This window comes from Allobosea sp. P1_A7 (assembly GCF_056406775.1).
In genome coordinates, this window is record NZ_JBFTZN010000284.1 from 1 (window position 1) to 10054 (window position 10054).

General features: G+C 65.7%; 8 protein-coding genes and 2 pseudogenes. 3 read left to right on the plus strand and 7 right to left on the minus strand.

Annotated features, from left to right (window positions below; all coding sequences use genetic code 11):
* The coding region (locus tag AC1D34_RS31105; protein ID WP_476826306.1) for an aminotransferase-like domain-containing protein at positions 1 to 1015 on the plus strand (1015 nt) is incomplete at its 5' end.
* Positions 1016 to 1103: 88 nt separating this feature from the next.
* Here the strand turns inward: AC1D34_RS31105 and AC1D34_RS31110 are convergent.
* Complete coding sequence (locus AC1D34_RS31110; RefSeq protein ID WP_441506731.1) at positions 1104 to 1751, minus strand: TetR/AcrR family transcriptional regulator; 648 nt, start codon at positions 1749 to 1751, stop codon at positions 1104 to 1106.
* A 112-nt stretch (positions 1752 to 1863) separates the two neighbouring features.
* On the opposite strand from AC1D34_RS31110, the gene AC1D34_RS31115 reads away from it, so the two are divergent.
* Positions 1864 to 3048 (plus strand): HlyD family secretion protein, encoded by a 1185-nt coding sequence (locus tag AC1D34_RS31115; RefSeq protein ID WP_441491159.1) that lies wholly within the window; start codon positions 1864 to 1866, stop codon positions 3046 to 3048.
* An 86-nt stretch (positions 3049 to 3134) separates the two neighbouring features.
* Entirely contained in the window at positions 3135 to 4733 is a 1599-nt protein-coding gene (locus AC1D34_RS31120; protein WP_441506730.1) for an MDR family MFS transporter, read from the plus strand.
* Positions 4734 to 4818: 85 nt separating this feature from the next.
* Here the strand turns inward: AC1D34_RS31120 and AC1D34_RS31125 are convergent, their stop codons facing one another.
* The 6 genes and pseudogenes from AC1D34_RS31125 to AC1D34_RS31150 all read right to left on the minus strand — a co-directional run.
* A complete protein-coding gene (locus AC1D34_RS31125) occupies positions 4819 to 5895 on the minus strand; it encodes an ABC transporter ATP-binding protein (RefSeq protein WP_441491157.1) in 1077 nt (358 codons plus the stop codon).
* 78 nt (positions 5896 to 5973) lie between these two features.
* Entirely contained in the window at positions 5974 to 7050 is a 1077-nt protein-coding gene (locus AC1D34_RS31130) for a Gfo/Idh/MocA family protein (RefSeq protein WP_476776164.1), read from the minus strand.
* A pseudogene (locus AC1D34_RS31135) lies at positions 7050 to 7860 on the minus strand (Gfo/Idh/MocA family oxidoreductase). The gene AC1D34_RS31130 and the pseudogene AC1D34_RS31135 overlap by 1 nt, the downstream one beginning before the upstream one ends.
* Before the next feature lie 11 nt (positions 7861 to 7871).
* A complete protein-coding gene (locus AC1D34_RS31140; RefSeq protein WP_441506728.1) occupies positions 7872 to 8750 on the minus strand; it encodes a carbohydrate ABC transporter permease in 879 nt (292 codons plus the stop codon).
* Entirely contained in the window at positions 8743 to 9591 is an 849-nt protein-coding gene (locus AC1D34_RS31145; protein ID WP_244523698.1) for a carbohydrate ABC transporter permease, read from the minus strand. Before AC1D34_RS31145 ends, AC1D34_RS31140 begins: the two co-directional genes overlap by 8 nt.
* A 100-nt stretch (positions 9592 to 9691) precedes the next feature.
* Positions 9692 to 10054 (minus strand): annotated as a pseudogene (locus AC1D34_RS31150) (ABC transporter ATP-binding protein); the annotation flags it as partial.

The following is a 10054-nucleotide window of genomic DNA, read 5'->3' on the forward strand; positions in this document are numbered from 1 at the left end:
GGACAATCCTGCCGCGCTGGATGCCGCGTTGCGACAGGCGACCAGCATCGGGACGCCGGCCGTGAGAGGCGTCGCGGCCGCGTATCTGTCGCAGGGCGCATGGTCCCCCTCGCCCGAACAGCTCGTGTTCACCGGCAATGGCCGCCAGAGCCTTGCCGCAGCGCTCGCTGCGGTCGTTCCAGCGGGCGGTCGCTGCGGCGTGGAGGCCTTGACCTACCCTTTCATCAAGAGCATCGCCGCCCGGCTCGGGATTTCGCTGGTGCCGCTGGCGATGGACGAAGACGGCCTGCGGCCCGACGCGGTGCAAAGGGCGCATCGCGAGGCTCAGCTCTCGGCCATCTATGTTCAGCCAGCGGTCCAGAATCCGCTGGGCGTGACGATGAATGCGGCGCGCAGAGCCGATCTCCTGCGCGTTGTCGAGGAACTCGCGCTTCCGGTCATCGAGGACAATGTCTACGGCTTCCTCGACGATCAGCCACCGCTTGCCGCGTTGGCGCCCGCGTCCTGCATCGTCATCGACAGCCTCTCCAAGAAGGTCGCGCCCGGCCTGACGCTTGGCTTCATCGCGTCGCCCCCGCGCCTGCGGGAAAGCGTGGCGGCCTCGGTGCGCGCGGGCGGCTGGACCGCCTCGGGATTTGCGTTTGCGGCGGCGCAGCGGATGCTGGGCGACGGCACCGTTGCCGCGCTTGCGAGACTGAAGCGCCTCGACGCGCGGGCGCGCCAGAGATTGGCGGCCGACCGTCTCTCCGGCTTCGACATCCGGACCAACGGAAAATGCTATCATCTCTGGCTGACCTTGCCGGCGCATTGGCGCTCGCAGGCCTTCGTCGCGGCGGCAGCCAGGCGCGACATCGCGTTGACGCCGTCCTCGACCTTCGCCGTCAGCCCCGGCCATGCGCCCAACGCCGTCAGGCTGGCGCTGGCCTCCCCGACGATGGATCAGCTCGATACCGGCCTGCGCACACTGGCCGCGATGCTGAATGGCGGGGAGGACGACTTCGACTCGACGGAATGAGCGACGCGCGGCCGCTCATACGCACTCCGTGTCCAGGGACCGGCGGGCAGGCCCGGCCAAGCCCCCCTCTCCGTCAGATCTCGGCGCCTCACATCCTGCAGCCGTTATAGAACACCTCGGCGCATTGCCGGGCGCGAAGTGCGATCTCGTCGCGATGCGGTGCGGCGCGCTGCCCCATCATCGCGGTGCGCTGCGGCTCCATGATCATCATGCCGCGCAGCATGCCCGACGCGATATGGACATCGTCGATGCGAAGCGTGCCCTTGTCCTTCTGCTGCGTCAGCCAGGCCTCGATGACGCCGTTCACCGGCACGATCGCCAGTTGGTAGAACGCGCGCGCGACCTCGGGGAAGCGCCCGCATTCGCCGATGACGAGCCGGTTGATGGCGATCGTCTCGGCGCTCAGCGTCAGCACGCCGAAGGCGAACAGGATGCGTTCCAGCGCCTCGCGCGGGTCGAGCTCCTCGCCGACCTCGTCGTCCAGATCGAGCAGGAAGCGGCTGATGCGAAGACGGATCGTCGCCTCGAAGAGCCCGGCCTTGGTCGGCACGAGCTTGTAGAGCGTCTTGGTCGAGACGCCGGCCCGGTCGGCCACCGCCTTGATATTCGTGCCGGCATAGCCGTTCGACTGGAACTCACGGTCCGCAGCCTCGACGATCAGGCGCATCGTCTCGTCGTCGGGCCGGGTCTGTGGCCGTCCGCGGCAGCGTTTCACTGTTTCGTGAATTTGTACCATGACGGTTTTCCAAATTATCGTTGACACAGGAAAGATAGATACTATTTTAGAAAACATCAAGTTTCCATATTRCAGGAACGGCTGATCGCCCAGCCCTGCAGGAGATGAAGCGATGAGCACCCATCAGGATCGGATTTCCGCCGAACGCGCCATCCCCGCCAACGAGGCAGTGCCGGGGATCGTCGCGGAGAAGCTGGCCGAAGCGGCTGCCTCCCCCGCAGCCCCCGTTCAGCCGAAGCGCAGGCTGCGCCAGGCGGCGCTTGCTGGCGTCGCGCTGGCCGCACTGCTTGGCGCCGGTTTCTGGGGCCATGATTACTGGACAACCGGCCGTTTCGAGGTCTCGACCGACGACGCCTATGTCAAGGCGGACAGCACCACGATCGCCCCCAAGATCTCGGGCTATATCGGAGCGGTGCTGGTGCGCGACAACGAGCCGGTGAAGGCCGGCCAGGTCCTYGCCCGGATCGACGACCGCGACCTCCGCGTCGCGCTGGACCAGGCCAAGGCCGAGGTCGCGGCTGCCCACGCCGCCGTCGCCAGCAAGCAGGCCCAGCTCGACGCCCAGCAATCGCTGATCGACACCGCCCGGGCGACCGTCGAGGTCGACAAGGCCAACCAGACCTTCGCCGAGCAGGACAATGACCGCTACACGAACCTGGCCAGGACCGGCTACGGCTCGGTGCAGAACGCGCAGGCCGCCGTTGCCAAGATCGCGGCTGCCCGCGCCGCAACCGACCGCGACACGGCAGCGCTCGCCGCAGCGCAGAAGCAGGTAGACCTGATCAAGGCCGATCTCGCCCAGGCACGGGCGACCGTCGCGCGTGACGAGGCCGTGCAGCGCCAGGCCGAACTCAACCTGTCCTATGCCGAGATCACCGCCCCGGTCGACGGCGTCGTCGGCAACCGCACGCTGCGCATCGGCCAGTACGTGCAGGCCGGCACGCAGCTCATGGCGGTCGTGCCGCTCGCCGGCACCTATATCGTCGCGAACTTCAAGGAGACGCAGCTCACCGGGGTGAAGCCCGGCCAGGCGGTCGAGGTCGAGGTCGACATGTTCCCGGGCGTCAAGGTCGAGGGCCATGTCGACAGCATCGCGCCGGCCAGCGGCCAGGAATTCGCCCTGCTGCCCCCGGACAACGCGACCGGCAACTTCACCAAGGTCGTCCAGCGCGTTCCGGTTAAGATCGTGCTCGACGCCGGCCATGGCCTGGCGGGTGATCTGCGCCCGGGCATGTCGGTCGTGCCGACGATCAACACCAAGGTCTCGAACGCCGATGTCGTGGCAGACGCGCGCTAGCCGATCCTGAGCATGTCGCAAGGCCGCGCCCCGGTCTTGCGGAGCATGCTTCCGGGACGCGCGCCTGGCTTGCAAGGAGCTGGGTCATGCCGAACCAAACGCCGACTGCCGCCCTCCCCCCGCAGGCTCTTCCCGCGCAGGACAAGGCCAGCCTCTCCACCTGGATCGCGATCATCGCCGGCGCGATCGGCGCCTTCATGGCGATCCTCAACATACAGATCACCAATGCCTCGCTGCTCGACATCGAGGGCGGCATCGGGACCGGCGTCGACAACGGCGCCTGGATCTCGACCTCCTATCTGATCGGCGAGATCATCGTCATCCCGCTGACGAGCTTTCTCAGCCGGGTGTTCTCGTTCAAGCGCTACATGATCTGGAGCACGGTCGCCTTCGCGCTGTTCTCCATGGCCTGCGCCTTCGCCACCACACTTGGCCAGATGATCGCGCTGCGCGGACTGCAGGGTTTTGCCGGCGGCGTCCTGATCCCCATGGCCTTCACCATGGTGGTGACGCGCCTGCCGAAGTCGCAGCAGCCGATGGGCCTGGCGATGTTCGCGCTGGCCGTGACCTTCGCGCCCGCCATCGGCCCGACCATCGGCGGCTACCTGACCGAGAATTACGGCTGGCAGACCATCTTCTTCATCAACACCATCCCGAGCATCGCGATGGTGTTCGCCCTCGCCTTCACGCTGGAAAACCAGCCCATGCAGCTCGGGCTATTGCGCGAAGGCGACTGGGCGGGCATCGCCACGATGGCGATCGGCCTGTCGGCGCTGCAGACCCTGCTCGAGGAAGGCAACAAGGAGGACTGGTTCCAGTCGAGTTTCATCATCCGCCTCACCGCGATCGCGGTCGTGTTCCTGGCGGCCTTCATCTGGATCGAGCTCCGGGTGAAGAAGCCCCTCGTCGACCTCTCCTTGCTGAAGAACCGCAATTTCACCGTCGGCACGATCGCCAATGTCCTCGTCGGCTTCGGCCTGTTCGGCTCGGTCTATGTGCTGCCGCAATATCTCGGCCAGGTGCAGGGCTATAATGCCGAGCAGATCGGCAAGGTGCTGGCCTGGACCGGCCTGCCGCAGCTCCTGCTGATCCCGCTCGTCCCGATGCTGATGAAGCGTTTCGACGTGCGCTACATCACCTTCGTCGGCATCTCGCTGTTTGCGGCCTCCTGCTTCATGAACATCCACATGTCGCTCGACTATTCCGGCGACCAGCTGTTCTGGCCCAATGTCGTGCGCGCCGTCGGCCAGTCCATGGTGATCACGCCGCTGACGGCGATCGCGATGATGAGCATCCAGCCGAAGGACGCCGCCAATGCGTCGGGCTTGTTCAACATGCTGCGCAATCTCGGTGGCGCGGTCGGCACCGCGGTGCTCGGCACGATCATCACCAAACGCGAGCAGTTCCACTCCAACATTATCGGCCAGGCGGTCACGCCCTTCCGCGAGGAGGTCCGCACCCGCCTCGACCAGATGACGAACTACTTCATGGCGCATGGCATCTCCGACCATGCGGCGGCGCAGCAGCAGGCGATCATCGCGCTCGGCAAGACGGTCAAGCGCCAGGCCCTGGTGCTCGGCTTCAGCGACACCTTCGCCGTCATCGGCATCATCCTGGTCCTCGCCGCGATCGTGGTCCTGTTCGCCAGGAAGGGCCAAGGCGGCGGTGCAGCGGCCGCGCATTGAAACGCCCTGCCCCGAAGCAGTGGATGCCGACGCCCATCTCCCTCTCGTCCTCGGCGCGTGTGAAGCTCGGGCTCGGCCGCCTCGCTCAGCTGCGCAGTGCCATGCCCTGGCTGTCGAAGACGTGGCAGATCGACGGGTCGATGCGCAGCGGCACGTTCTCGCCGTGCCGGACCCGCAATTGCCCGGCGGCCGAGATCGTCAGATTCTCGCCTCCCGCCGTGGTGGCGTAAAGCACGGTCCCGCCGCCGAGATGCTCGACGAGCTGGACCTTGACCTCTCCGAGCACTTCGCCCGCCTCGCCGCCGACCGCGATATGCTCGGGGCGGACGCCGAAGGTCAGCGGCTCGTCCTGGCGCACGGCCAAAGCCGCATCGAGGGAGACATTGCGGCCGGCGACCTCGATCATGTTGGCCGCAGCGCTGGCGCGCGCCGCCAGGAAGTTCATCTTCGGCGAGCCGATGAAACCGGCGACGAACTGGTTGGCCGGCCGGTTATAGAGTTCGAGCGGCGCGCCGGCCTGCATCACGATGCCGTCGCGCAGCACCACGATCTTGTCGGCCATGGTCATGGCCTCGACCTGGTCATGGGTGACGTAGATCATCGTGTTGCCGAGGTCCTGGTGCAGCTTGGCGATCTCGACACGCATCTGCACGCGCAGCTCGGCGTCGAGATTGGAAAGCGGCTCGTCGAACAGGAAGATCTTGGGCTCGCGCACGATCGCCCGGCCGATGGCGACGCGCTGGCGCTGGCCGCCGGACAGGGCGCGGGGACGGCGCTGCAGATAGCTCTCGATCTTCAGGATCCTGGCGACACGCTGCACGCGCTCGTCGATCTCGGCCTTCCTGTAGCCGGCCGTCTCCAGGCCAAAGGCCAGGTTCTTGTAGACGGTCATGTGCGGGTAGAGCGCATAGGACTGGAACACCATGGCGATGCCGCGCTGCGAGGCCGGGACATCGTTCATGCGCTCACCGTCGATCAGGAGGTCGCCGCCGGTGATCTTCTCCAGCCCGGCGATCATCCGCAGCAAGGTCGACTTGCCGCATCCCGAGGGACCGACGAAGACGACGAACTCGCCCGGATCGATCGCAAGGTCGATGCCGTGGATGACCTCGACTGCGCCGTAGCGCTTCACCACCTTGTTGAGCTTGATGCTCGTCGCCATCTCGTCCTCCCCATCTTGCCGATCGCCCCGCCGTTCCGGCCGTGTGACAGCGATCGGTCCTGGTGTTCTTGTCCCGGTTCAGTGCCCGTTCGGGCGCCAGCTCGTGTATTTCGGGTGATCCGGCCCGATCGGCAGTGAGACATCCGCGCCGGTCTGCGCCGACTGGTAGAAGGCCGTCGCCAGTTCCAGCGCCCGGCGCGCATCGGCGATCGTCACCGGAACCGGCGCCCGCCCGTTCAAGGCCTCGTGGAACGCATCCATCTGGCCGAGGAAGCGCCGTCCGACCGGCTGGTAGTCGGCCAGCAGCCCCTCGATCCGGGCCGCCACGGCGTCATTCGCCGGCAGGACCGTCCAGGGATCGTCGCCGGGCGAATAGCAGCCGCCGCCGCTCTCGAAGGTCACGTTCTCGAAGCAGAGCCGGAAGCGGCTGATCTCGTTTTGCGCGCCCAGCGTCGCGCTGGCCGCGACCAGGGCGCCGCTCTGCATCTCCAGCGAGGCGGCGACGCAATCCTCGACCTCGATCGCGTTGACCCGCGTCACGGCGCGGGCGAACAGCTTCGCCACCGGCCCCATAAGATAGGTCAGCATGTCGTGGATATGGATGGCGTGGGTCATCAGCACGCCGCCGAGCTCGGTCTCCCATTTACCGCGCCATGGCACGTCGTAATAGGCGGCCGTGCGCTTCCAATGGGTCTCGACCGTGCCGAGATAGGGTGTGCCGGCGATGCCGGAATCGATGATGCGCTTGGCCTTCTGCACCCCGTCGCCATAGCGGTACTGGAAGACCGGCATCAGGATGCGCCCGCTCTGCGCCTCCGCCGTAAGCAGGCGGTCGGCGTCGAAGAGCGAACCGACCAGCGGCTTTTCGCAGACGACATGCTTGCCGGCGGCGAGCGCCCTCGTAACGAGCTCGAGATGGGTCGCCGGCGGGGTCGCGATATCGATGACGTCGATATCGTCGCGGCCGAGCAGCTCGTCGAAATGCTGCGTACGGCTTTCGACTGAGAACTCGTCGGCGACCTTGTCGAGCCGCTCCTGATTGAGGTCGCAGACCGCGGCAAGGCGCCAGCGCTCGGGCCGTGGCGCATAGCCTTCGAGGATATGCGAGCGGCCGATATTGCAGCCGACCACCGCGACGGATTTCACTTCACTCATCAGGCAGCCTCTTGGGACGATGCGCTCGGCAGCCTGCCGGTCTCGGCAAGGTGCTGAGCCTTGAGGGCGATCTCCATCGCCTTGAAGCAGCGCGCCTGCGGCATCGCCGTCTCGGTCCGGTCCAAGACGTCGGCTACGAGCTGGCGGCCATAGGGCAGCTCCACAGCCGAGCAGTCGATATGCTGCATGCCGCTGCGGTCGACGAGGAAAAGATGGTCCTTGCCCGGACGGCCGGCGATGTCGACATACTTGCGCAGCTCGATCGTGCCCTGCGTGCCGATGATGGTCAGCCTGCCATCGCCCCAGGTCGGCAGCCCGTCGGGCGTGAACCAGTCGACGCGGATATAGCCGGTGACGCCATTTTGCGTGCGCAGGTGCATGTCGCCGACATCCTGCAGGCCAGGCCGGTCGGCATTGGCGCGGTTGCCGACCGAGGCGGAGAGGATCTCTCGAGACGATCCGCCTGGTCTCGGCCTGCACCGCCTTGACCTCATGCAGCTGGGCCAGACTGGTCACCCCCGGCTTGTCCAGCATCACGTCCTTGCCGTGGCGCATCGCGGTGATCGCGATCGCGGCGCGGTCGGCGGGAACAGCAGCGCTCACGACCAGGTCGATCGCCCGGTCCTCATAGAGCCGGGCCGCCTCAGTGACACGCGGGATCTCCGGGTACCTGGCCATGAACGCGGCCGCGAGATCGTCCTCGGCCGCGTAGAAGCCGGCGCAGGTGGCACCGGTGCGCCGGAGCGCGCCGATCTGACCATGGATGTGGTCGTGGTTGATGCCGATCACGGCGAAGTTCAGCACTCTCATCGCAGGCATCCTCAGCGCTTCATGCCGGTGGTGGCGATGCCTTCGATCAGCAACCGCTGGAAGAACAGGAAGATCAGGAAGATCGGGATCAGCGACAGCACCGACATCGCAAACAGCGCTCCCCAGTCCGAGGTGCCGCTCGAGTCGATCAGCGAGCGCAGGCCGATCTGCACGGTGTAGCTGTGAATGTCGCCGAGATAGATCAGCGGCCCGAAGAAATCCTCCCAGGTCCAGATGAAGGAGAAGATCGCGGCGGTTGCCAGAACCGGCAGCGAGAGCGGCAGCACGATCTTCCAGTAGATCCGCCAGGCGCTGCAGCCATCCATCATCGCCGCCTCGTCAAGTTCACGCGGCAGGCCACGGAAGAACTGGACCATCAGAAAGATGAAGAAGGCGTCGACCGCGAAATATTTCGGAACGACCAGAGGCAGCCAGGTGTTCACCCAGTCCATCTTCAGGAAGAGGACATATTGCGGGATCAGGGTCACGTGATAGGGCAGCATCAGCGTGCCCAGCATCAACGCGAACCAGAAGTTCTTGCCGAAGAACTCGAGCCGCGAGAAGGCAAAGGCCGTGACCGAGGCGGCCATGACGTTGCCGATCGTCGCCAGCACCGAAATGGCCAGCGAGTTCAGGAAAAACGTGCCGAAGCTGACCTGCAGGCCGAACCAGCCGGTCTTGTAGGCCTGCAGCGTCACCTGCGACGGGATCAGCGAGGTCTGCCCGCCGAACATGTCGTCGGCCGGACGCACCGAGCCCGATACCATCCAGAGCAGCGGATAGAGCATCAGGAACGAGACGCCGATCAGCAGCGAGTGGATCAGCACGGATTGGAGGATGGACCGCTCCGGCGTATCGCCGGGCGGGGCGGCATGCGCGGCGTCATTCATCATAGTGCACCCAGTAGCGCGCCGACAGGAACGAGAAGGTCGTGAAGACGGCGATGATCAGCACCAGCACCCAGGCGAGCGCCGAGGCATAGCCCATGCGGAAGAAGCCGAAGGCCTCCTGATAGAGGTAGAGCGTGTAGAACAGCGTCGAGTTGATCGGCCCACCCGTGCCGGCCGAGATGATGAATGACGGCGTGAAGGCCTTGAACGCGTCGATCGTCTGGATGACGAAGTTGAAGAAGATCACCGGCGTCAGCAGCGGCAAGGTGATCCTGAAGAACTGCCGCGCCTTCGAGGCGCCGTCCATATTCGCCGCCTCGTACATGTCCTGCGGAATCTGGCGCAGGCCGGCGAGGAAGATGATCATCGGCGAGCCGAACTGCCAGACCGAGAGCACGACCAGCGTGTAGAGCGAGTAGTTCGGGTTGGAGATCCAGCTCGGACCGTCGATGCCGAAGACCGAGAGCACCGAGTTCACCAGGCCGTCGGCAGCGAAAAGCTGGCGCCAGAGCACCGCGATCGCGACCGAACCGCCCAGCAGCGACGGCAGATAGAACACCGCGCGGTAGAATGGCAGGCCCTTGATGCCGCGGTTGAATGCCATGGCCAGCGCCAGAGCGAAGATCAGCTTCAGCGGCACGGAAAGGATGACATAGATGAAGGTCACCTTCATCGCCGCCGCGAATTTCGCGTCCCCCGTGGCCATGCGGACATAGTTGTCCATGCCGACGAATTTGGGCGACTGCAGCAGGTCGTAGTCGGTGAAGGACAAGTAGAGCGAGGCCAGCGCCGGGCCGAGGGTCAGGCCGAGGAAGCCGATCAGCCAGGGCGCGAGGAACATGTAGCCCGCGCCGTTGCCGGCGAAAAAGAAGCGGCTGAGACGCCCGGGCTTCGCCGGGCGCCTTTCTACCGCGTCACCTGCGGTAAAGGACACCATCGCGTCACCCGCGCTTGAGGATCGATGCGGCCTCGGTGACGAACTTCTTGCCGCCCTCTTCCGGTGAGACACCGAAGGCGACTTCCTGGCTGACCCGCTCCAGGACGAAGGCGACTTCGCCGGCACCCTTGGGTGGAGATGGCGGCAGCTTGGCCGTGTAGGGGCCGAGCTTGCCGATATAATCGACGACCTTCTTGCTGACCTCGTCCAGGTCCGGTCCGAGGAGTTCGCGCATTCCGGAGGATGCCGGCACGCCGCGCTCGACGCCCAGGATCTTTGCGCCGCCCGCCTCCGCCACGGTGAAGTTCGCCAGTTTGACCGCGATCTCGGGGTTCTTCGAATCCGAGGCGATCGACCACATCTGCGA

Coding starts and splice junctions, on each gene's coding strand:
- AC1D34_RS31110 (WP_441506731.1), bottom strand. CDS start 1,751: ATGGTACAAATTCACGAAACAGTGAAACGCTGCCGCGGACGGCCACAG.
- AC1D34_RS31130 (WP_476776164.1), bottom strand. CDS start 7,050: ATGAGTGAAGTGAAATCCGTCGCGGTGGTCGGCTGCAATATCGGCCGC.
- AC1D34_RS31145 (WP_244523698.1), bottom strand. CDS start 9,591: ATGTTCCTCGCGCCCTGGCTGATCGGCTTCCTCGGCCTGACCCTCGGC.
- AC1D34_RS31140 (WP_441506728.1), bottom strand. CDS start 8,750: ATGAATGACGCCGCGCATGCCGCCCCGCCCGGCGATACGCCGGAGCGG.
- AC1D34_RS31125 (WP_441491157.1), bottom strand. CDS start 5,895: ATGGCGACGAGCATCAAGCTCAACAAGGTGGTGAAGCGCTACGGCGCA.
- AC1D34_RS31120 (WP_441506730.1), top strand. CDS start 3,135: ATGCCGAACCAAACGCCGACTGCCGCCCTCCCCCCGCAGGCTCTTCCC.